Source organism: Pseudomonas sp. Z3-8 (assembly GCF_051131975.1).
Lineage (GTDB): Bacteria > Pseudomonadota > Gammaproteobacteria > Pseudomonadales > Pseudomonadaceae > Aquipseudomonas.
The window spans coordinates 1,911,201-1,932,946 of sequence record NZ_CP071643.1; the positions used below are offsets into that span (position 1 = coordinate 1,911,201).

The window sequence follows — 21,746 nt, forward strand, 5'->3', positions numbered from 1 at the left end:
TGTTTACTCTATATGCTCTTCGATGATGGGGAACTGACTAAGATGGGTGGCATTCTCGACCAGTCTGCCGAGATACTCTCCCTGGACTCCCAGTGCCAGAAGGATATTGCCAGCCAGAAACGATACCAGGATCGCGAGGGAAGCCCAGCCGGGCACAATATGGTCGGTCAGAAGGGTGCGCAGCAGAATGAAAACGGCAAACAGAATGCTCGATGCGCTGACCATGAAACCCCAGATCACTACGTAGCGTAGCGGCAGGAGCGAGTAATTGATAACCAGGAACGAAAGCGTCTTGAACATCTTGCCCAAGGTATAAGTGCTGGGCCCGCCATCGGCTCGTGACGCATGGCGGATTGTCACATTCGCCATCATGCTGACTGGCACTGAATTAAACAGCATCGCGGCGATGTGCGGATGAGAGCCCTGATATTTGGCGAGCTGTTTTGCCACCAGTTGACTCATGGCCCTATAACTGGATAGGCCAAAACCGGTCGGTTTGCCCATGATTTTACTGACCAGTTTCTGGTTGAGGGAAGACGCCAGATTGCGCCAGGCGCTGTGTCGTTTTTCAGTCATTGGAATTTTTCCGATGACGACATGCTTGCCGGCTTGGAGCTGTTCGATGAACAGAGGCAGGTCCTCGGGGAAGCATTGCAGGTCATCGTCGATTGTGACGACATAGCGTTTGCAGGCATAGCTGATGCCGCAAAGTGTTGCGTGTTGTTGCCCCTTGTTCTTCGCGAAGCGAACAGCTTTGACCCTGGGGTCTTGTTCATGAAGTGCCAGAGCAGCAAACCACGTCTGATCAGGGCTCGCATCATCAACCAGAACAATTTCCCAGTCATCGCAGAGTTGATCCAAGACCGTCCGTGCACGCGCGTAGAATTCCGGGAGCGTGCTTGCGCTTCTATAAACGGGTACAACCAAGCTAACTGAAACGGTTCTGTCGATCACCTTGAGCCTCATCCTGACCATTGGTATGTACGCTGGCGCTTGCTGCTGAAGCGTCCTGCCTGGTTCTTCAACAGATGTACGCTACACACCGGGCGAAGCATGCTGACAGGTTGCCCCGCCTAAAGGGTCGAATTTTAAGCTAAGGTGGGGACGGTGTCACGGCGGCTGGCAGTTATGGCTGACACGCACGTGCCCTTTAATGCTTATCCGTGGTTGCACGCCTTTGGCATGGCCTGATGGACCGCGTTTCGTTGCGTTTCGCAAGAGCGGACGCGGCCATTTTCCGTGCACCAGCACTCATCGCGCCTTCCAGGAAGCTGGAATCCGCCATTAATAAACGGTTGATATACGTTTCCAAGCAATCTGATTTTTTTCGATTTTCTTAGGAGTATTGCATTGCCTGGTGAATATGACGTGCCGACAGGTCTTTGTGGTCACAGCGTAGGTTGGATGCTAGGAGTGAGTTATTATGAGTGGCGAATAGAGAACCGTTACAAAAATGTGGTGGTGATTTTTGATTAGATTGGATGTGATGTGATGAGAGATGTGGTAATAAAAAAAATACCTATAATTGTTTTGGTTTTGTTCTTCGGGTTGCTCTTGAGTGGTGTGTTTCTTCCGATTTACTCCGATGAGGTGGTGACGAAGTTTAGGATTGCCCGGCTCTTTCTGGAGAGCGGAGATGCAGTAACTCTTTTTCCGCAGTGCAAAGCCACCACAGGACGAGCAGTTTTCTGGATATTCTATCCGATCGGTATGTTGCTATCCGCCTTATATGCTGATTTGGGGCCTTTGGGCTTGAGAGTGAGCGGTATCGTTTTATCGTTGATCTGGTTTGTTTTGCTCGCTTATTGGTGTTGGGCTCAGACGCGGGATTCGGGCGTGGCTCTACAACGTTTTGCCGGTTTTGTCGCAGTAGGATCATTAGGTATTTTGCCCTTTCTTTGGGTTTTGTCGCGTCCGGAGCAGTTGTTGATATTGGCGATACTGATGCTTTGCCTCACGGCACTTTTCTCGAGCAAGCCAAAATCCGCGAGGGGTCAAATGAGCGTAGCTGCTGGGGTGGCACTGCTGTTATCTTTTCTATTCTACGCTCACCCAAAAAGCATGTTCTACACGCCATTCGCGCTGGTGGCGGCCTGGTTGGCCACAGCGTCCTACCATAAAGTGATTCGCTATGGCTTGATCCTATTCGTCTTGGGGTCATGTGTTCAAGTGTTCCTTTATTTCAATGCGCTGGGGAGTTGCCAGGATGCGCCGAGCATAAAGTTAATGCTTGGCGCTAATACGTTGTTGCCAGGGACGCTTTTTTCCGCACCTAATGAGTTTGTCAGCGCTGCGTTCAACAATCTGGTAAGTTTTCCTGAACGGCTACTGACGCACGTTACATTTAACGAGGCTTATCAATCGGGCTGGCTGCCTCCGTTGTCCGGTAGTTTTGCAGCGTTGCCATACCTCAATTGGGCCATTTATTATTTCTTGTTTGTATTCGTGGCGAGTCTCCATTTTTTGGCTGTTTCAATATTTCTGTTGCAGTTGATTCGCCGCCAAGTGACTGGAACTGTCCTGCTAGCCTTGTTATTGGTCGGAGCGAATGTCGGTAACGCATTTTTTTACAATATTCAGAATTTTTATGCTGGCTCTCAGTTTGTTCCAGTAACCATCATCATTACCGCGCTTCTGATGCAATCCCAGCGTGGAGTTAAGAAAAATAACCCCCCTACGCTGGTCGCCTATTCGTTGTTGCTGTTGCTTTCGATAGCATCGATGATGACATCACTTGCGCTTGTGACCCCCAGCATTATGCGTAATACCTCTTCTGCTCAGTCCAGTTTGCCCGGACAGCCATTATCTATACCAGTGTTTGGGGTTCAATCTCACTTGAACTCAATCAGGAAGCTGGGAGCATCGTGCGAAATACCCGCGAAGTCCACCGAGAGCGTCGTGGTGGATCACATGACTTATTTTGCTTTCGTACAGGATAAGAAACCGATCCACGTGCTGTACGTAACCGAGTTTGGATACGGTGGTGACCTGACAAATGGCAGGCTGCTCCCATTTCTCAAAGGGTTGAACAGTCCGGGGCTGATCACACGTTGCGAATGGGTGCCAAACGAATTTCGGCAGGCGCAGCAGACGGGGGAAATGGGCTATTGTTGTGTCAATTTCAGCAAAATGTGATCAGGCATCCCTGTCTGACCCCTCCTGCTGAATGTTAAACCGAGACGGGTGGATAAAGTTTATTCTAATACCAGTCGTGCGGAAGCTAATCAGCCTTATTATCATGATCGGTATTACGCTTCCTGTAACATTCTGATTTTTGACAACCCGTCCACGTCACCTAAGGTTAAGAAGCAGCTTCGGAAAAGCTGCTTCTCTCTTAACGATGTCATGGAGCGTCACTAATGCGTACAGGCTATTTCTACTCTCTGATTTTCGCTTTGCTCACCGGCGCCTCGATTGCTGCTGTCGCGGCGCCAGCGGTCGAGCCTGGCGCAGCGGCTGCACCACAAGCTGTTGCACAGCCGGCCCAAACGCAAAGCACCAAGGTGGACTTGAACGGGGCGGATGCTGCTACGCTGCAACGCGAGTTGGCAGGGATCGGCAAGAGTAAAGCTGAGGCGATTGTTGCGTATAGGGAGGGTAATGGGCCTTTCTCTACGGTAGAGGAATTACTGGAGGTTAAGGGGATCGGAAAGGCAATTCTCGACAGGAACCGTGACAGGCTGGAAGCCAATTGATCTGATGCAGTGAAAGAGGCCGGTGATGTGACCGGCCTTTTGCACACTTAGCCTAAAAGTTAAGATAAAAGGCGTTGTATATTATAGAGCTCTGATGAACGGTAGGTGATAAGACGCCGTTCCATGAGCGCATTGTGCCCCGCAACAGCAAAAAAACTCTACTATTACTATTAGAGTTTTATCGGAGCAACATCGAGGAGTTTTTAGTGCTTTGGTTAATGTTCCCTTTTATCGCTTTTTTTTCTTTCGTGCTGACGTGGCTCCTCAGTCGGTATGCATTAGCCCACGGTGTCATCGATTTACCAAACTTACGTAGCTCTCATACGGCTCCAACTCCCAGAGGGGGAGGTGTTGCCATTGTCTTTAGCTTTTCCGCTGCTAGTTTAACCTTGTTTTATTTTAATATGCTTCCGGCGGCTCAACTTGCTGCGCTACTTGGCGCTGGGGTATTTGTAGCTATCAATGGTTTTTGGGATGATCATGTTCATATTGCTGTGCGATGGCGACTTTTAGGCCATTTTCTTGCGTCCATCTGGGTTTTGTATTGGGTCGGTGGTCTTGCCCCTCTTTCTTTTTTTAATTGGGTAATTGAATTAGGGGCTTTCGGTTATCTCCTATCAGCGATATTTTTGGTCTACATGCTAAATCTTTATAATTTCATGGATGGGATTGACGGTATCGCGGCTATCGAGGCGGTATCTGTTTGCGCTAGCGCCGCTTTCCTATATTGGGTAAAGGGAGAGGAAACCCAAATATATGGACCGCTGTTGCTTGCCTGTTCTGTTTTGGGATTTTTATACTGGAACTATCCACCCGCTAGAATATTCATGGGGGATGCGGGAAGTGGCTTTTTAGGAATTATATTCGGAATTTTTGTACTACAGGCCGCATGGATATCGTCCGATTTTTTCTTCGCGTGGCTAATCCTGCTCGGCGTATTCATTGTAGATGCGACCCTGACGCTGATTCGTCGTTTTCTGCGGGGGGAGAAAATCTACGAAGCTCATCGGAGTCATGCCTATCAATCCGCTTCACGGTACTATGGGCGTCATCTGCCTGTGACATTGGCAACGGGAATACTTAACGTTTGTTGGTTGCTGCCGATTGCATTTCTGGTAGTGGATGAAAAGCTGGAAGGAGTTATCGGCTTGTTAATAGCGTACTTGCCTTTGTTGTTTCTGGCTTTTAGATTTCGAGCAGGGGCAATGGAGGCTTCTTAGCACAAAAACTTAGTTTAAGCGGCTTCTTATAAAAGCCCCTTAATAGGAGGGATGTTAGCTTAAATGGTCGATACAAGTGTTACGGTGTTTATGAAAGAACCCTGCCTATGGCGATACACAAGCACAAAGGCTTTGATTCAGGTGCTGACGCTTTTCGCCACACACCACTGATTGGGAGATGACATGCACAAAAACTACCCAGCCGCCTACCAACCCAGCAAAGGCTCAGCTTTGCAAGTAGACAAACCCTTCTACGAGCGCATCCGCGCCGAGCAGGGCAAGCGCACGTTGATCGAACAGTTCGAAGTGCCGATCCGTACCGGTCGCGCTTGGCATGTGCCGGCCGGGCATGTGTTTCGCGTCACCACGCCAGTGGGGCCACAGGTGGGGGACTTCAACGTCTGGAATGCCCATGATCCGCGGGAGCGCCTGTGGGCTGCGCGTACTCGGCAACTTCAGGGCGCTCATATCAGCACCCACGATCGGTTGTGGTCGAACTTGCCGTTTCTACGTCCTCTGGTAACGATCACGGATGACAGCCTGGCTGGCTACGGCATCGACGAGCACGGCGGGCGCCTGCATGATTTGCTGGGGACGCGGTGTGATCCTTACGTGAACAAGATGCTGACCGGTGAGGATTTCCACCACCATTGTCACTCGAATCTGACCCGGGCGGTGTTGCCTCATGGTTTGACCGAGTTCGATGTACACGATGTGTTGAATATTTTCCAATGCACCGGGCTGAATCATGACGACATGTATTTCATGAAGGCCTGTCCGGCGCAGAAGGGTGATTACCTGGAGTTCTTCGCAGAGATTGATTTGTTGTGCGCGTTATCGACCTGTCCTGGGGGCGACCTGTCGTTGGCGATGTGGGGGCCGGATGCCCAGGATCCTTTAAGCGTTTGTCGTCCGCTGGGGGTGGAGATCTATCGGTTGGAGGAGTCGTTGCTGCAGGGCTGGAGTCAGCCGGAGCGGGCGGCTTACAAGGGTCTGCATGGGTTGCATATTGCCAAGGCGGATTGGGAGAAGTAACTGCGGCTGCCTCTGTGGCGAGGGAGCTTGCTCCCGCTGGGCTGCGCAGCGGCCCCGAAGGCCCGGAACTCGATTAGCCTCACGCGCCTTGCCAGCAGGTTTTCAGGGCCGCTTCGCGCCCCAGCGGGAGCAAGCTCCCTCGCCACGAAAGCGGTGTGAATCAGCGATCCTTGGCTTCTTTCGCATCCATTTCCGCATTACGCTCGGCAACACGTTTACGTTGCTCATCCGTCAGTTCCACTTTGTTGGCGGTGTCACGCAGCATCATCAGGCCCCCAACGATCGAGCCGATGGCGACGATCAGGATTAACCAGGCATACCAGGGCATAGGGTTCTCCTTGAGTGGGCAATGGCCAGACGAGTATTCGCTGGCCATTGCCCCTACCACTTATGAGCGAAGACTGTTCGCAGTGGTTCCATACTACGCCGGTTATGCCGCGGCCACCTTATAGCCCGGTCAGCATCGCATCGGCCGGCGCATCTGCGCGCAGTTGGGCAGTCATCACGAAATACACGAAACCCACCGCCATGAACCCCAGGAAGATCAGCCCGATCAGCGTGTTGAACCAGGCCATCGCCACCAGGCATACCATCGCCAGTGCCAGGGCGATCCCCGGTACGATCGGATAGCCGGGGGCGCGGAACGTGCGTTCGAGATTCGGTTCGGTTTTGCGCAGTTTGAACAGGCTGAGCATGCTCATGATGTACATGACGATTGCGCCGAACACGGCCATGGTAATCATCGCCGCGGTCAGGGTCATGCCGCCGAGGTTGATCAGGCCGTCGCTGTAGATTGCCGCGATGCCGATCAGGCCGCCGGCGATGATGGCCCGGTGCGGCGTCTGGAAGCGTGACAGTTTGGCCAGGGAAGAGGGGAGGTAGCCGGCGCGGGCCAGGGCGAAAAACTGGCGTGAGTAGCCGAGGATGATGCCGTGGAAGCTGGCTACCAGGCCGAACAGGCCGATCCACACCAGCATGTGCAACCAGCCGGAGCTTTCACCGACCACGGTTTTCATGGCTTGCGGCAGGGGATCGTTGATGTTTGACAGGGTGCGCCAGTCACCGACGCCACCGGCGAAGAACATCACGCCCATGGCCAGGAACACCAACGTCAGGATGCCGCTGATGTAGGCCTTGGGGATCGTGCGTTTCGGATCCTTGGCTTCTTCAGCGGCCATGGCCGCGCCTTCGATGGCGAGGAAGAACCAGATCGCGAAGGGAATCGCGGCGAACATTCCGGCGATGGCCGGGGCGCCGAATACGTCGGAACCGGCCCAGCCGTTCAAGGCGAAGCTACTGAAACTGAACGCAGGCGCGACCACGCCCATGAAGACCAGCAACTCGGCGACGGCAAGTACGCAGACGATCAGCTCGAAGGTCGCGGCCAGTTTCACTCCGAGGATGTTCAGGCCCATGAACACGATGTAGGCGCCCACGGCGGCGTGTTTCGGGTCGAGCGCCGGGAATTGCACATTCAGGTAGGCGCCGATGGCCAAGGCAATGGCCGGTGGTGCGAAGACAAATTCGATCAGGGTTGCCAGGCCGGCGATCAAGCCGCCTTTTTCGCCAAAGGCTCGACGGCTGTAGGCGAACGGGCCGCCAGCGTGGGGAATGGCGGTGGTCAGCTCGGTGAAACTGAAGATGAAGCAGGTGTACATGGCCGCGACCATGAATGACGTCACCAGAAAGCCCAGCGTTCCGGCGACTCCCCAACCGTAACTCCAGCCGAAATACTCACCGGAAATCACCAGGCCAACGGCGATGCCCCATAAATGCAGGGTGCCCAGGGTGGGTTTGAGTTGTGTGTTCATCGGTGGCTCCCCTCGATAAATAGCAAAAGCGCTGGGGAGAGGGCAGTGCAGTGGGCGTGCCAGTAAGGCAATCGCGGTCGTAATGGGTCGAATCAGGTCGTATCGGGGATGTTCCACACCGAATTGTGGTATTCGGTGCCCCAGTTCAGCGCCCTGGCGCCACGGCTTGCCGTTATCTCGTGCAGACTCGTGGCACCACTGGCTCTTATAAACGGGCGCCCTTCGAGAATAGCTCGGTCTGGTCATCAAGGCATTCAAGCAGCGCCGCTTTCCAGTGGGGCTGGCTGATTCCCCAATCACGCTCCAACCGGCTGCAATCAAGTCTTGAATTAAGCGGACGTACCGCTGCCGCTGGATACTCACTGGAGGAAATAGGCAGCAAAGTTGCGCAAGGTTTGCCCTGTTGTTGCAACGTATCGCCGATAGCCTGGGCGAACCCGAACCAGGATACCTGGCCTTGAGCGGTCAGGTGATAGGTCCCCCATTTCGCTGTTCCGCGTTGCCACCCTTCGATAAGCGCTAGGGTGCTGGCAGCAATTGAGCCCGTCCACGTTGGGGCGCCTATCTGGTCATCCACGACTCGCAACTCGGATTTTTCCTGAAGAAGCCGCTGCATGGTCAGTAGAAAATTGCGTCCATAGGACGAATACACCCAGCTGGTTCGAAGAATCAGGTGCTTACCGTTGACCACAGAAACGGCTTGCTCACCTGCCAGTTTGCTCTTGCCGTAAACGCCGAGCGGATTGGGTGCGTCATCTTCGTTGTAAGGCTCGGTTTTATTGCCGTCAAATACATAGTCAGTGGAGTAGTGAATCAGCGGTATATCGAGCGCAAACGCTTCCTCCGCCAAGACGCCGGGCGCTACGGCATTCAGCGCGAAGGCTGCCTCTGGCTCGCTTTCCGCCTGGTCGACGCCTGTGTGTCCGGCAGCGTTGATGATCAGGTCCGGATGGAGGTTTCGGACCGTTTGGCGGATCAACTGCGGCTGTGCCAGGTCGAGTTGGTCGCGCCCCAAGACGATCAATTCCCCGACGTTGCGCAGCCGCCGCTGCAGCTCACGGGATACCTGGCCATGTTGGCCGCAGATAAGCACTTTCATGGCCGCAGACCGACGGAGTTGCTCTCCTCTCCCGCTACTTGGGCGAGGTATTGACCGTAGCCGATCTTGCCGAAATAACGGGCGCGCTCAAGCAGCTGTTCGCGGCTGATCCAGCCATTGTGATAAGCGATCTCTTCGAGACAGGCCACTTTCAGTCCCTGGCGATGTTCGATGGTCTGCACGTATTGCGAGGCATCGAGGAGGCTGTCATGAGTCCCGGTGTCGAGCCAGGCGAAGCCGCGACCGAAGCGCTCTACCTGCAAATCACCACGCTGAAGATAGGCATTGTTGATGTCAGTGATTTCCAGCTCACCACGTGGCGAGGGCTTGACTGCCTTGGCAATGTCGATCACGTCGTTGTCGTAGAAATACAAGCCGGTAACCGCGTAGTTGGACTTTGGCTTCTGAGGTTTTTCCTCAATCGACAAGGCACAGCCATTGCTGTCGAAATCGATCACTCCGAAGCGCTCCGGGTCTTTTACCCAATAACCGAACACTGTCGCGCCAGAGGGACGTTCGGCTGCCCGTTGCAGCTGTGCGCCGAAGTACGCCCCATGGAAGATATTGTCGCCAAGAATCAGGCACACCGGATCCGTGCCGATGAACTCTTCGCCAATCAGAAAGGCCTGGGCCAGGCCATCCGGTGACGGTTGGATCGCATAGCTGAACTTGACCCCGAACTGACTGCCGTCCTGCAGTAGATTCCGGTATTGCGGCAAATCCTGAGGAGTGGAAATAACCAATATTTCCCTGATGCCAGCCAACATCAATACCGATATCGGGTAATAGATCATCGGTTTGTCATAAACCGGCAACAGCTGTTTCGATACGCCAAGAGTGATGGGATGCAAACGCGTGCCCGAGCCACCCGCCAATACAATGCCTTTCATTATGCGAGCAGCTCCTTTTTATTGATGAATCCAAGGCGTTCGCCTTGATAACTGCCGTCTTGAACGCGACGGCACCATTCGAGGTTCTCCAAATACCATTTGACCGTTTTCCGCAGGCCGGACTCGAATGTTTCTTGCGGTACCCAGCCCAGTTCCTGCTCGATTTTCCCGGCGTCGATGGCGTATCGCTGATCATGACCCGGACGGTCCTGGACGAAGGTGATCAGGTCGGCAAAGTGAGCGATGCCCTCAGGCTTTTGCGGTGCGAGCTCTTCCAGCAACTGGCAGATGCCCCGAACCACGTCGATGTTCTTTTGCTCGTTGTGCCCGCCAATGTTGTAGGTTTCGCCGACCTTGCCCGTGGTGACCACTTTGAGTAACGCCCGAGCGTGATCCTCGACAAATAACCAGTCACGCACCTGCAGGCCGTTGCCATATACCGGCAGAGGCTTGCCAGCCAAGGCGTTGAGGATGACAAGAGGAATGAGCTTCTCCGGGAAGTGGAACGGTCCATAGTTGTTTGAACAATTGGTCAGCAGCACCGGAAGGCCATAGGTGCGATGCCAGGCGCGGACCAGATGATCGGACGCTGCCTTGCTGGCGGAGTAGGGCGAACTCGGGGCGTAGGGAGTGGTTTCCGTGAACAGATCGTCAACGCCGTGCAGGTCGCCATAGACCTCGTCGGTCGAGATGTGATGGAAGCGGAAGGCACTTTTCTCCGGCTCGGCAAGGCTTTGCCAATAGGCGCGGGTGGCCTCGAGCAGGCTGTAGGTGCCGACGATGTTGGTCTGGATGAAATCCGATGGCCCGTCAATGGATCGGTCGACATGGGATTCCGCGGCGAGATGCATGATCGCTTGGGGTTGGAAACGCGCCAGGACCGCGCTGACGGTCGCCTGGTCAACGATATCGGCCTGCACGAATTCGTAGCGACTGTTGCTGGCAACGCTGACAAGCGATTCGAGGTTACCAGCGTAAGTCAGTTTGTCCAGGTTGAGGGCTTCATGATCAGAGTGCTCGATCAGCTCGCGAATCAGGGCAGAGCCTATGAAACCGGCACCGCCGGTGATGAGGATACGCATATGAGTCCAGCCTTTTCCCAGTAAGTCGATGACGCATGAACCGTAGCTTGTCGGCATGAGTCGGGTAGCGCAATAGAAGTGTCGGCCCGATTCGGGATTTGTAGAGCCTAGTCGATGGGAAAATAACTGACGCCGTCGGAGGCGGGCTTGCGAGTCCACCCCGATTACCCATTTTTTACAGATTCTTTATCCCCCACCCCCAGCCTCGATCTCGCGCCTTTACACCCTCCCTGCCGACAATCCCCCCCACACACGGCACGACGCCGTACCACGGAGAAATCCCATGAGTGTTCTGGACGGGGTGTCATTGCTGCTGGCAGTGGCGCTGTTCATTTATCTGCTGGTTGCGCTGTTGCGCGCGGATCGGAACTAGGAGCGGTTATGCACGGTTATGACTTCGGGCTGATCCTCGGCTTTTTTGCCCTGGTGCTGATTCCGGCGCCGTTTCTGGGACGGTTTTACTACCGGGTGATGGAGGGCCAACGTACCTGGCTGTCGCCGATTCTTGGGCCGGTGGAGCGCGGTTGCTACAAGGTGGCCGGCGTTGATCCGACTGCCGAGCAGAGTTGGCAGAAGTACACCCTGGCCTTGCTCGCGTTCAATCTGGCGGGATTTGTGCTGTTATTTGCGATCCTGTTGTTGCAGGGGCATTTGCCACTCAACCCGGAAAACCTGCCCGGCATGGAATGGACCCAGGCCTTCAATACGGCGGTCAGTTTCGTGACCAACACCAATTGGCAGTCCTACAGCGGCGAGGCGTCCCTCAGTTACTTGAGCCAGATGGTCGGTCTGACGGTGCAGAACTTCGTCAGCGCCGCCACCGGCCTGGCCGTGCTGGTGGCGCTGTGTCGTGGGATCGGGCGCAAGTCCGCGGCGACGTTGGGCAATTTCTGGGTCGACATGACCCGTGCCACCCTCTATGGACTGTTGCCGCTGTGCCTGCTGCTGGCGCTGTTTCTGGTGTGGCAGGGCGTGCCGCAAACCTTCGCGCAGTATGTGCACGGGGTGACGATGCAGGGCGTCGATCAGGTGATTCCATTGGGACCGGCCGCCAGCCAGATTGCGATCAAGCAACTGGGCACCAACGGCGGTGGTTTTTTCGGTGTCAACTCGGCGCACCCGTTCGAGAACCCGACGGCCTGGAGCAATCTGTTTGAAGTCGCATCGATCATCCTGATCCCGGCGGCACTGGTGTTCACCTTCGGCCATTACGTCAAGGACCTGCGCCAGAGCCGGGCGATCATCGCCTGCATGCTGGCGCTGTTCCTGATCGGCGGCGCGACGTCGCTGTGGGCGGAATTCCAACCCAACCCGGCCCTTGATAACGCGGCAGTTGAACAGGCCGCGCCGCTGGAAGGCAAGGAGTCACGTTTCGGCACCACGGCCACGGTGCTCTGGTCGGTGACCACCACGGCGGCGTCCAACGGCTCGGTCAATGCGATGCACGACAGCCTCAACCCGCTGAGTGGCATGGTCGCGCTGGTGAACATGATGCTGGGCGAAGTGATTTTCGGCGGTGTTGGCGCCGGGCTCTACGGGATGCTGCTCAACGTATTGATCGCGGTGTTCCTGGCCGGGTTGATGATCGGTCGTACGCCGGAATACCTGGGCAAGAAACTCGGCGCCCGGGAAGTGCAGTTGCTGGTAGTGACGCTGCTGGTGATGCCGGTGAGTGTGCTGGTGCTCGGCGCGATTGCCGCAAGCCTGCCCGGTCCCGCCGCGGCGGTGAGCAATCCTGGTGCTCACGGTTTCAGTCAGCTGCTCTACGCCTACACCTCGGCGGGGGCGAACAACGGTTCGGCGTTTGCCGGGTTCGGCGCCAACACGCCGTTCCATAACCTGATGCTGGGCCTGGGCATGTTGATTGGCCGTTTCGGCTACATCCTGCCGGTGCTGGCGTTGGCCGGCAGCCTGGCGCTGAAGAAGACCGCACCGATCGGCCAGAACAGCTTCCCAACCCACGGCCCGCTGTTCGTGACCCTGCTGACCGTGACCATCCTGCTGGTAGGTGGCCTGACGTTCTTGCCGACCCTGGCCCTGGGGCCGATCGCCGAACACCTGAGCATGGGTTTCTGAGGAACAGATGATGAATATGCCAATGAGCAAAACCGTCGTCGCCAAGGCGCCGGAACAACCGCAAACCCGTTTGTCGGCGCTGTGGCGGCCAGCGCTGGTGCAAGCCTTCGTCAAACTCGATCCGCGCCAGTTGCACCGCGCGCCGGTGATGCTGGTGGTGGAGCTGACCGCGATCCTCACCACCGTGCTCTGCCTGGTTCCCGACGACGCCGTGCCGACTTTCGTCGCTGCGCAGATCGCCCTGTGGCTGTGGTTCACCGTGTTGTTTGCCAACTTCGCCGAAGCCCTGGCCGAGGGTCGTGGCAAGGCCCGTGCCGACAGCCTCAAGGCCGGCAGCGAAGGCCTGAGCGCTCGTCGCCAGACGGCGGACGGCTTTGAAGTGATTCCCGCCACCCGTTTGCGTAAGGGTGACGTGGTGCGTGTCGCGGCAGGGGAAATGATCCCTGGCGACGGGGAGGTGATCGAGGGCATCGCGGCGGTCAACGAAGCGGCGATCACCGGGGAGTCGGCACCGGTCATCCGCGAATCCGGCGGGGATCGCTCGGCGGTCACCGGCAATACGCGGCTGGTCTCCGACTGGTTGTTGGTACGCATCACCAGCAATCCCGGCGAATCCACCCTGGACCGCATGATTGCCCTGGTCGAAGGCGCCAAACGCCAGAAAACCCCGAACGAAGTGGCGCTGGACATCCTGCTGATCGGCCTGACGCTGATCTTCCTGCTGGTGGTGGTGACGCTGCAGCCGTTCGCCCATTTCGCCAATGGCAGCCTGCCGCTGGTGTTTCTGGTAGCACTGTTGGTGACCTTGATTCCCACCACCATCGGCGGGCTGCTGTCGGCGATCGGCATCGCCGGGATGGACCGTCTGGTGCGCCTGAACGTCATCGCCAAATCCGGCCGCGCGGTGGAGGCGGCGGGCGATGTCCACGTGCTGATGCTGGACAAGACCGGCACCATCACCTTTGGCAACCGTCGCTGTGCGGCGGTTTATGCCGCTCCAGGGGTGAGCGCCAGGGAACTGGCTGAAGGCGCGTTGTTCGCCTCGTTGGCCGATGACACGGCCGAGGGCAAATCCATCGTCGAGTATCTGCGCGGCTTGCATCCCCAGTCCGAGCCGGCTTTGGACGCGCTGACGGCAGTGCCATTCAGTGCCGAAACCCGGTTGTCCGGCGTGGATCATCAGGGGCGCGTCTATCGCAAGGGCGCGGTGGATTCCTTGCTGAGTTTCATCGGCCTGCCACGCAATGAGCTGCCGCCGGTACTGGCGCGGGAAATCGACAAGATCGCCCAGAGCGGCGGCACACCGTTGCTGGTCTGCGTGGACGGCAGATTGCTCGGTGCCATTCACCTCAAGGACGTGGTCAAGCCCGGCATCCGCGAGCGCTTTGCCGAGCTGCGCAAGCTGGGCATCCGCACCGTCATGGTCACCGGTGACAACCCGCTGACCGCTGCCGCGATTGCCGCCGAGGCGGGTGTCGATGATGTACTGGCGGAGGCCACGCCGGAGAAAAAACTGGCGCGCATCCGTCACGAACAGAACGATGGCCGGCTGGTCGCCATGTGCGGCGACGGCGCCAACGACGCCCCGGCCCTGGCCCAGGCCGATGTCGGCATGGCGATGAACGACGGCACCCAGGCGGCGCGGGAGGCGGCCAACATGGTCGATCTCGACAGCGACCCGACCAAGTTGCTGGACGTGGTGCAGATCGGCAAGGAATTGCTGGTAACCCGCGGGGCGCTGACAACCTTTTCCATCGCCAATGACATCGCCAAGTACTTCGCGATCCTGCCGGCGCTGTTCGCTTCGATTTATCCACAGCTCGGCGTGTTGAACGTCATGCACCTGAACAGCCCACAGAGCGCGATCCTCTCGGCCATTGTCTTCAATGCCCTGATCATCGTCGTGCTGATCCCCTTGGCCTTGCGTGGCGTGCGAGTGCAGGCGGCAAGTGCGGCGGCGTTGCTGCGACGCAATCTGCTGATCTACGGCCTGGGCGGGATCGCGGTGCCGTTCGTGGGGATCAAGGCGATTGATCTGTTGCTGACAGGGTTGGGGTTGGTTTGAGCCTGAAGACATCCATCACAGATGTGTTTTCAACTGAGGATTTGAAATGTTCACCATGATTCGCCCGGCCCTGAGCCTGTTATTGCTGATGACCCTGATCACCGGCATCGCCTACCCGCTGTTCGTCACCGGCGTGGCACAAATCGCTTTTCCGGAGCAGGCCAACGGCAGTCTCATCCATGATGCCGACGGCAAGGTCCGCGGTTCCCGGTTGATCGCCCAGGACTTCACCGGCGATGCCTGGTTTCATCCGCGCCCTTCGGCTGGCGCCTTCGCCACGGTCGCCAGCGGCGCGAGCAACTTTTCCCCGAGCAACCCGGCGCTGGCCGCCCGGGTCATCGATGACGCCGGGAAGCTGCAAGTGCCCGGCCAGGGACCGGTGCCCCTGGCGCTGCTGAGCACTTCCGGCAGCGGCCTGGATCCGCACTTGCCTCCGGCCGCGATTGCCTATCAACTGGCGCGTGTCGCCACGGCGCGCAATTTGCCGCTGTCGACGTTGCAGCAGTTGCTCGACAGCCATATCGAGCGGCCTCTGGTGGGCCCGCCCGTGGTCAACGTGCTGGCGCTGAATATGGCCCTGGAAAACCTGTAAACCGCTGTGGGAGCGAGCCTGCTCGCGAATGCGTTGTGTCAGTCAGCAACAATATTGGCTGAGCTACCGCCTTCGCGAGCAGGCTCGCTCCCACAGGGTATCTTGATCAAATCTGAAAGAGACCCAGCATGAGCGACTCCGGCCGCGCCGATGCACTGCTAGCCAACCTGCCACGCAACGACCGTGGCCGCCTCAAGGTTTTCCTTGGCGCAGCCCCAGGCGTGGGCAAGACCTACGCCATGCTGCAAGCGGCCCATACCCGGTTGCGCCAAGGAACGAACGTCATCGCCGCGGTCGTCGAGACCCACGGGCGCGCCGAGACCGAAGCCTTGTTGAATGGCCTGGCGCAACAGCCGATGGTGCGTTCGGAATACCGCGGCGTGATGCTCGAGGAGATGGATCTCGACGGCCTGCTTGCCGCTCGCCCGAGCCTGGCGCTGGTGGACGAGCTGGCCCACAGCAACGCTCCCGGCAGCCGCCATGCCAAGCGCTGGCAGGACATCCAGGAACTGCTTGCCGCCGGTATCGACGTCTTCACCACGGTCAACGTCCAGCATCTGGAAAGCCTCAACGATCAGGTCCGTGGCATCACCGGCGTGCAGGTGCGTGAGACTTTGCCGGACTGGGTCTTGCAGGAAGCCGATGAGCTGCTGCTGATCGACCTGCCACCGCGCGAACTGCTGGAGCGTCTGCGCGACGGCAAGGTCTATGTGCCGGAACAGGCCCGCGCGGCGATCGATGCGTTTTTCACCCAGACCAATCTCACCGCCCTGCGTGAGCTGGCCATGCAGACCGCTGCCGCCCAAGTGGACAACGACCTGGCCCAGGGTTATCGGCAACTGGGCCAGTCGGCTCCGGCGGTCCAGGGCCGGTTGCTGGTGGGCGTGGACGCTGATCACCAGGCCGAACGGCTGGTGCGCCACGCCAGCCGGGTCGCCCAGCGCCGGCATCTGCCCTGGAGCGTGGTGCATGTAGACAACGGCACGGCACGGGACGAGTCCTCGCGCCAGCGTCTGCAGAGCGCCCAGCAACTGGCGGAACGCCTTGGCGGGGAGGTGGTGCTGCTGCGGGCGGGAGAGGTCGCCAGGACGCTGATCCAGCACGCGATGCAACGGCGTGCCACGTTGGTGTTGGTCGGGCAGTCCCGCCAGCGTTTGCGCAGGCGCCTGTTCGGCGGCGGCCTGGCTTCGCGGTTGCTGCGCGATGCCCGTGGGTTGGAGATCAACGTGCTGGCCGGCGATGAAACACCGCCGCCGCCGCGCCTGCGTCCGGGCACCGTCCAGACCGGGTTCGACTATGCGCTGGCGGTGGTGGCGACGCTGGCCGCCAGTGCCCTGGCCTGGGGGGTTTCCGGGTTGCTTGCGTTGCCCAATATCTCCCTGGTATTCCTGATGGCGGTGTTGCTGGTGGCGGTGCGCAGCAGCCTCGGCCCGGCGCTGGCCTGTGCGGCGCTGTCGTTCCTGGCGTATGACTTTCTGTTCATCCCGCCGAATTTCTCCCTGACGATCCAGCGCGAAGAAGACGTACTGACGCTGGTGTTTTTCCTCTTGATGGCCGCCCTGACCGGCAACCTCGCGGCGCGCCAGCGTCGGCAATTGCAGGCGCTGCGCGACACCCAGCAGGAAACCGCTGAGCTGCTCGATCTGTCGCGCAAGCTGACGGCCGCGACCGATCGCCAGGCCGTGATCAGCGCCGCCGTGCAGCACCTCAACAGCGAGGGCGATTTGCAACTGTGCCTGCTCAAGCGCGACGCACAGCACGGCTGGCACGTCGAGACGGCTGAACCGTTGACCTTCACCGAGGCCGAGCGCGCTGCCGCCGACTGGTCCTGGCAGCACGATCAGCCGGCCGGCGCCGGCACCGCGACGCTGCCGTCCGGGCGCTGGTGGTGGTGGCCCTTGTCGTCCGAGGGTGGCCCGCTGGGCCTGTTGGGAGTCTGCCTGAAAGACGGCAAGCCGTTGAGCGGTCAGCGTCGCCGCTTGCTGGCGGCGCTCAGCCAGCCGCTGGCCCAGGCGCTGGCCCGGGCGCAGCTGGCGCAGGACCTGGAAGCGGCGCGGCTGCACGGCGAAACCGAGCAATTGCGCAGCGCCTTGTTGGCCTCCGTCTCCCATGATTTGCGCACGCCCTTGACTTCCATGCGCGGCAGCATCGACAGCCTGCTGGCGCTGGGCGAGGCGATTCCGCTGCAAGACCGTCGCGAATTGCTCGAAGGCACCCGCGACGAAGCCGAGCGCCTGGATCGTTATATCCAGAACCTGCTCGACATGACCCGCCTCGGCCACGGTGCGCTGAAGCTGGCGCGTGATTGGGTATCGCCGGTCGATATCGTTGCCAGTGCGTTGAATCGGTTGCGGGCGGTACTGGCGCCACTGGCGGTCAGCATCGAAGTGCCAACCGGCTTGCCGCTGTTGTATGTCCATGCGGCGCTGATCGAGCAGGCGCTGGTCAACGTGCTGGAAAACGCCGCGCGGTTTTCGCCGGCCCATGGTCGGTTGCTGTTGAGCGCCGCAGCGACGACTGATGAAATACGCTTCGCCGTGGCCGATGAAGGGCCCGGAATTCCCGAGCCGGAGCGTGAGAAAATTTTCGACATGTTCTACACCGCTGCGCGCGGCGACCGTGGGGGGCAGGGCACCGGGCTGGGGCTGGCGATCTGTCAGGGCATGGTCGGCGCCCATGGCGGGCGGATCAGCGTCGCCGAGGGGCTCGATGGGCGCGGCACCTGCATCACCTTGCACCTGCCCTTGCAGGCACAACCGGGCATGGACGATGAAGCCTGACTGGCGCTGCGTTATGCTCTCGCCACTTGATGGAAATGAACGGACCCCATGAGCCAGAACGCGACCCTTTTGGTCATCGATGACGAACCGCAGATCCGCAAGTTCCTGCGGATCAGCCTGACCTCGCAAGGCTACAAGGTGCTCGAAGCCGAGACCGGCGCAGCGGGCCTGGCCCAGGCGGCGTTGAACAAGCCTGATCTGCTGGTGCTCGACCTTGGCCTGCCCGACATGGACGGCCAGCAGGTACTGCGCGAGTTTCGCCAATGGTCCGCCGTGCCGGTGCTGGTCCTGTCAGTACGCGCCAGCGAAGCACAGAAGGTCGAGGCGCTGGACAACGGTGCGAATGACTACGTGACCAAGCCTTTCGGCATCCAGGAGTTCCTCGCCCGCGTGCGCGCGCTCCTACGCCAGGCGCCGGCGGGCGAGGCACCGTCGGCGGCATTGACGTTCGGCCCGCTGACGGTCGACCTGGCTTATCGCCGGGTCCTGCTGGACGGCGCCGAAGTAGCCCTGACCCGCAAGGAATACGCGGTGCTGGCGCAACTGGCGCGGCATCCAGGGCGGGTCATCACCCAGCAACAATTGCTCAAGGACATCTGGGGTCCGACCCACGTCGAGGACAGCCATTACCTGCGCATCGTCATCGGTCACCTGCGGCAGAAACTCGCCGACGACCCGACTCGGCCGCGGTTTATCGTGACCGAGGCGGGCGTGGGGTATCGGTTGTTGGAGGAGGGTGGTGCTTGAGTTTCAAGCCAAGTGCTGTTGTGGCGAGGGAGCTTGCTCCCGCTGGGTTGCGAAGCAGCCCCAAAAACTTCAGACATGATTTTTGCCTGACACACCGAGTGTTCAGGTTTTAGGGCCGCTTCGCAGCCCAGCGGGAGCAAGCTCCCTCGCCACGGGAGTCTTGCGATTGTTAGCTCTGCTCGCTCTCATACCGATCCAGCGTATCGCTGGCTATCTCCCGTCCCAGCGCGATCAGCTCCGGTGCCTTGTAGAACTCGAAGAACCGGCACACCCGTTTTGGCACGTTGATCAGCACGTCCGGGGGGTAGCCGGCGATCTTGTATTGGGCCAGCGACGTCTGCATCACCTCGAAGCTCTGGTTGATCAGATCGAGCAACGAGGCCGGTCCGACGTTATCGATGATGAAAGAGCCGGTGGCGGATTTCGGCGCGCCTTCGATTTCCGGCGCGGCGGCCGGTTGCTGGCCTTCCGGCTCGGCCGAATCAAGCCACGGGTTGATGTCGGCCGCCTCGGCCTTCAACGCTTCCTGTTCCAACAGCAACAGTTGCTCGGCTTGTTTGCGGCGAAACGGCAGCCTTGAGCCGAGGGAACTGACCAGAGTGTCGAAGCGTCGCCGGAACGCGGCGGGGCGCTGGATCACGGGCAACCGGTATTGCTTCTGGTTGGTGGCGTTGAGGTTGACCGCGATGATCAGGTCGCAATGGCTCGACACCACCGGCACGATCGGCAGCGGATTGAGCAAGCCGCCATCCACCAGCATGCGGTTGCCTTGCATCACCGGGGTGAACAGGCTGGGAATCGCCGCCGAGGCGCGCATCGCCTGGTGCAGGCAACCTTCCTGGAACCAGATTTCCTGCTGGTTGGTGAGGTCGGTGGCTACCGCCGTGTAAGGAATGCGCAGGTCTTCGATATTGAGCTCGCCGACGATCTTGCGGATCTGCCCGAAGACTTTTTCGCCGCGAATGGCCCCGAGGCGAAAGCTGACATCCACCAGCCGGAGCACATCCAGGTAGTCGAGGCTTTCGATCCAGTTGCGGTAGTCTTGGAGTTTGCCCGCCGCGTAGATCCCGCCTACGACCGCACCCATGGAACAACCGGCGATACAGGCGATGTCATAGCCGCGTCGTTCGATTTCCTCGATCACTCCGATATGGGCATAGCCCCGGGCGCCGCCCGAGCCCAATACCAATGCGACACGTTTTGTCATGAGCAGGCCTCTTGTCAAACAGACGTCAACAATGCACTCATCGACGGGCCGGCTCAATCGCTGTGGCGCAGGCGTCGTTTTTTGACACGTCGCAGCAGCATTTGCGTATGCTCGTGCCCACTTGAATATAGCGGCCGCGCCGAGGCACTTTTTGCCGGCGAAACCGTCTTACCAGCACGACTGTTGACCTGACTTGAGGTGTTATCGATGAAAGCCCGGATCTGCCTGCCCCTGGTGGCGTCCCTGATGGTTCTGGCCTTGGCCGGTTGTGCCGGCAAGACCGCTTACCGCGACAGCTGCGGCAGCCAGCTCGACAGCGCCTGGCGCGAACTTGACCTGGCCAAGGCCGAAGGCTTCGCTGGCACCGTCAGCTACTCCAAGGCTCTTTCATTGCTGACCGGGGCCAAGACCCAGCAGCAATTCGAAGCTTTCGAGGGCTGCGCCAAGAAAGCCGAGAAGGCGCGTTTCTACATTCGCGAATCCCGCGCGGGGCGATAAACACAGCGGCGAGCTGCAAGCTGTAAGCAGAAGCGAAACTGCTTTTTCTTGCGGCTTGTGGCTCGAAACTCGAAGCTGCGTGCGGAGTACGCCCGATGATTGATCGGCTGGTGGCCCGGATTCTGGGCCTGGAAGTTCGCCTGCTGGCCTGTCAGGCCCGCTTGGATGCCCATACCGACAGCGAAGCTTTGCATGACCTGCGGACCACCGTCCGCCGTCTGCGCAGCCTGCTTCGTCCGCTGCACGGGTTGCCCGGTGTCGAGCAGTTGGAGACAGCCGCATCGGCAGTCGGCAGCCTGACCACCCCCTTGCGCGACCGTGAGGTGCTGGCAGCTTACCTTCAGCAGCACGGCAAGACCGAGGCCGCGCAGCGACGCCAGCTGCAAATGGCGGAGGCCTATCCCGCCGTGGCCAGCAGTCCGGAGTTGGCGCATTTGCTGATGATCCTCGATGCGTTCCCACGCTTCATCCGCGCTGCCCAGCGCCAGGGTCTGCTTGCGGGGTTGCGCAAACGTGTCGAAAAGCGCCTCGACAAACAATGGAAAAAGCTCGGCGAAGCCTTGCGCGATCCGGCTCATGACCGCCACCGACTGCGCCTGCTGATCAAGCGCGTGCGTTATGCCATCGAAGCCTATCCCGAACTCGACCGCTTGCCGGAAGCGGCCATGCCCCGACTCAAGGCCGCCCAAGGCGCGTTGGGCGATTGGCATGATTGCTGGCAATGGCTGGCGCGTGCCGAGCAGGAAGCCGACTTGCGGGCCTGCGTACCGGTCTGGCGGATCACCATGGAAAAGGCCGAGGCCAAGTCCGACCGGGTACTCGATAAACTCATCGTCAGCTGCTTCGATAAATCCTGACCTGCAAGGTCCCCTGTGGGAGCGAGCCTGCTCGCGAATAGCGGAGTATCAGTCAACTTGTTCAGGCTGACACACCGCAATTCGCGAGCAAG

Annotated in this window: 19 protein-coding genes; 12 read left to right on the forward strand and 7 right to left on the reverse strand. The window is 59.0% G+C overall.

Annotated features, from left to right (window positions below; all coding sequences use genetic code 11):
• Positions 1-3 precede the first annotated feature (3 nt).
• Positions 4-954, reverse strand: coding sequence for a glycosyltransferase family 2 protein (locus tag J3P94_RS08935; RefSeq protein WP_434572760.1), 951 nt, complete (start codon positions 952-954; stop codon positions 4-6).
• 537 nt (positions 955-1,491) lie between these two features.
• On the opposite strand from J3P94_RS08935, the gene J3P94_RS08940 reads away from it, so the two are divergent.
• The 4 genes from J3P94_RS08940 to J3P94_RS08955 all read left to right on the forward strand — a co-directional run bounded on the left by J3P94_RS08940 (position 1,492) and on the right by J3P94_RS08955 (position 5,950).
• Positions 1,492-3,135, forward strand: coding sequence for a hypothetical protein (locus J3P94_RS08940; RefSeq protein WP_434572761.1), 1,644 nt, complete (start codon positions 1,492-1,494; stop codon positions 3,133-3,135).
• Positions 3,136-3,359: 224 nt separating this feature from the next.
• Entirely contained in the window at positions 3,360-3,695 is a 336-nt protein-coding gene (locus J3P94_RS08945; RefSeq protein ID WP_434572763.1) for a ComEA family DNA-binding protein, read from the forward strand.
• 218 nt (positions 3,696-3,913) lie between these two features.
• Positions 3,914-4,915 (forward strand): MraY family glycosyltransferase, encoded by a 1,002-nt coding sequence (locus tag J3P94_RS08950; protein WP_434574139.1) that lies wholly within the window; start codon positions 3,914-3,916, stop codon positions 4,913-4,915.
• Between the two features lie 183 nt (positions 4,916-5,098).
• Entirely contained in the window at positions 5,099-5,950 is an 852-nt protein-coding gene (locus J3P94_RS08955) for an urea carboxylase-associated family protein (RefSeq protein ID WP_434572765.1), read from the forward strand.
• 160 nt (positions 5,951-6,110) lie between these two features.
• Here J3P94_RS08955 and J3P94_RS08960 read toward each other — a convergent pair whose 3' ends face one another.
• The 5 genes from J3P94_RS08960 to rfbB form a co-directional block, all read right to left on the reverse strand.
• Complete coding sequence (locus tag J3P94_RS08960; RefSeq protein ID WP_003183831.1) at positions 6,111-6,278, reverse strand: DUF2897 family protein; 168 nt, start codon at positions 6,276-6,278, stop codon at positions 6,111-6,113.
• Between the two features lie 118 nt (positions 6,279-6,396).
• Positions 6,397-7,761, reverse strand: coding sequence for an ethanolamine permease (gene eat / locus J3P94_RS08965; RefSeq protein ID WP_434572766.1), 1,365 nt, complete (start codon positions 7,759-7,761; stop codon positions 6,397-6,399).
• 205 nt (positions 7,762-7,966) lie between these two features.
• On the reverse strand, positions 7,967-8,860 hold the full coding sequence (rfbD, locus tag J3P94_RS08970; RefSeq protein ID WP_434572767.1) for a dTDP-4-dehydrorhamnose reductase: 894 nt from the start codon (positions 8,858-8,860) through the stop codon (positions 7,967-7,969).
• Positions 8,857-9,753, reverse strand: coding sequence for a glucose-1-phosphate thymidylyltransferase RfbA (gene rfbA, locus J3P94_RS08975; RefSeq protein ID WP_434574140.1), 897 nt, complete (start codon positions 9,751-9,753; stop codon positions 8,857-8,859). Before rfbA ends, rfbD begins: the two co-directional genes overlap by 4 nt.
• Positions 9,750-10,832: a dTDP-glucose 4,6-dehydratase gene (rfbB, locus tag J3P94_RS08980; RefSeq protein ID WP_434572769.1), complete on the reverse strand. Its 1,083-nt coding sequence runs from the start codon at positions 10,830-10,832 to the stop codon at positions 9,750-9,752. Before rfbB ends, rfbA begins: the two co-directional genes overlap by 4 nt.
• Before the next feature lie 283 nt (positions 10,833-11,115).
• On the opposite strand from rfbB, the gene kdpF reads away from it, so the two are divergent.
• The 6 genes from kdpF (at position 11,116) to J3P94_RS09010 (ending at position 19,092) form a co-directional block, all read left to right on the forward strand.
• Complete coding sequence (gene kdpF / locus J3P94_RS08985) at positions 11,116-11,205, forward strand: K(+)-transporting ATPase subunit F (protein ID WP_003218754.1); 90 nt, start codon at positions 11,116-11,118, stop codon at positions 11,203-11,205.
• An 8-nt stretch (positions 11,206-11,213) separates the two neighbouring features.
• A complete protein-coding gene (gene kdpA, locus J3P94_RS08990; RefSeq protein WP_434572771.1) occupies positions 11,214-12,908 on the forward strand; it encodes a potassium-transporting ATPase subunit KdpA in 1,695 nt (564 codons plus the stop codon).
• 10 nt (positions 12,909-12,918) lie between these two features.
• On the forward strand, positions 12,919-14,973 hold the full coding sequence (kdpB, locus tag J3P94_RS08995) for a potassium-transporting ATPase subunit KdpB (protein WP_434572773.1): 2,055 nt from the start codon (positions 12,919-12,921) through the stop codon (positions 14,971-14,973).
• A 46-nt stretch (positions 14,974-15,019) separates the two neighbouring features.
• Complete coding sequence (gene kdpC / locus J3P94_RS09000; protein ID WP_434572774.1) at positions 15,020-15,565, forward strand: potassium-transporting ATPase subunit KdpC; 546 nt, start codon at positions 15,020-15,022, stop codon at positions 15,563-15,565.
• Positions 15,566-15,693: 128 nt separating this feature from the next.
• Positions 15,694-18,345, forward strand: coding sequence for a DUF4118 domain-containing protein (locus J3P94_RS09005; RefSeq protein ID WP_434572776.1), 2,652 nt, complete (start codon positions 15,694-15,696; stop codon positions 18,343-18,345).
• A gap of 48 nt (positions 18,346-18,393) precedes the next feature.
• Complete coding sequence (locus J3P94_RS09010) at positions 18,394-19,092, forward strand: response regulator (protein ID WP_305499726.1); 699 nt, start codon at positions 18,394-18,396, stop codon at positions 19,090-19,092.
• 169 nt (positions 19,093-19,261) lie between these two features.
• Here J3P94_RS09010 and J3P94_RS09015 read toward each other — a convergent pair whose 3' ends face one another.
• Positions 19,262-20,299, reverse strand: a complete 1,038-nt coding sequence (locus J3P94_RS09015; RefSeq protein ID WP_434572777.1) for a patatin-like phospholipase family protein — start codon at positions 20,297-20,299, stop codon at positions 19,262-19,264.
• Between the two features lie 207 nt (positions 20,300-20,506).
• On the opposite strand from J3P94_RS09015, the gene J3P94_RS09020 reads away from it, so the two are divergent.
• Positions 20,507-20,797, forward strand: a complete 291-nt coding sequence (locus J3P94_RS09020; protein WP_014337256.1) for a hypothetical protein — start codon at positions 20,507-20,509, stop codon at positions 20,795-20,797.
• A gap of 95 nt (positions 20,798-20,892) precedes the next feature.
• Positions 20,893-21,654: a CHAD domain-containing protein gene (locus tag J3P94_RS09025; protein ID WP_434572779.1), complete on the forward strand. Its 762-nt coding sequence runs from the start codon at positions 20,893-20,895 to the stop codon at positions 21,652-21,654.
• Positions 21,655-21,746 lie beyond the last annotated feature (92 nt).

Bases quoted from the DNA above. Each gene is read 5' to 3' on its own strand.
- J3P94_RS08940 (WP_434572761.1), top strand. From the start codon at position 1,492: ATGAGAGATGTGGTAATAAAAAAAATACCTATAATTGTTTTGGTTTTG.
- J3P94_RS08945 (WP_434572763.1), top strand. From the start codon at position 3,360: ATGCGTACAGGCTATTTCTACTCTCTGATTTTCGCTTTGCTCACCGGC.
- J3P94_RS08950 (WP_434574139.1), top strand. From the start codon at position 3,914: ATGTTCCCTTTTATCGCTTTTTTTTCTTTCGTGCTGACGTGGCTCCTC.
- J3P94_RS08955 (WP_434572765.1), top strand. From the start codon at position 5,099: ATGCACAAAAACTACCCAGCCGCCTACCAACCCAGCAAAGGCTCAGCT.
- J3P94_RS08960 (WP_003183831.1), bottom strand. From the start codon at position 6,278: ATGCCCTGGTATGCCTGGTTAATCCTGATCGTCGCCATCGGCTCGATC.
- eat (WP_434572766.1), bottom strand. From the start codon at position 7,761: ATGAACACACAACTCAAACCCACCCTGGGCACCCTGCATTTATGGGGC.
- rfbD (WP_434572767.1), bottom strand. From the start codon at position 8,860: ATGAAAGTGCTTATCTGCGGCCAACATGGCCAGGTATCCCGTGAGCTG.
- rfbB (WP_434572769.1), bottom strand. From the start codon at position 10,832: ATGCGTATCCTCATCACCGGCGGTGCCGGTTTCATAGGCTCTGCCCTG.
- kdpF (WP_003218754.1), top strand. From the start codon at position 11,116: ATGAGTGTTCTGGACGGGGTGTCATTGCTGCTGGCAGTGGCGCTGTTC.
- kdpA (WP_434572771.1), top strand. From the start codon at position 11,214: ATGCACGGTTATGACTTCGGGCTGATCCTCGGCTTTTTTGCCCTGGTG.
- kdpB (WP_434572773.1), top strand. From the start codon at position 12,919: ATGAATATGCCAATGAGCAAAACCGTCGTCGCCAAGGCGCCGGAACAA.
- kdpC (WP_434572774.1), top strand. From the start codon at position 15,020: ATGTTCACCATGATTCGCCCGGCCCTGAGCCTGTTATTGCTGATGACC.
- J3P94_RS09005 (WP_434572776.1), top strand. From the start codon at position 15,694: ATGAGCGACTCCGGCCGCGCCGATGCACTGCTAGCCAACCTGCCACGC.
- J3P94_RS09010 (WP_305499726.1), top strand. From the start codon at position 18,394: ATGAGCCAGAACGCGACCCTTTTGGTCATCGATGACGAACCGCAGATC.
- J3P94_RS09015 (WP_434572777.1), bottom strand. From the start codon at position 20,299: ATGACAAAACGTGTCGCATTGGTATTGGGCTCGGGCGGCGCCCGGGGC.
- J3P94_RS09020 (WP_014337256.1), top strand. From the start codon at position 20,507: ATGAAAGCCCGGATCTGCCTGCCCCTGGTGGCGTCCCTGATGGTTCTG.
- J3P94_RS09025 (WP_434572779.1), top strand. From the start codon at position 20,893: ATGATTGATCGGCTGGTGGCCCGGATTCTGGGCCTGGAAGTTCGCCTG.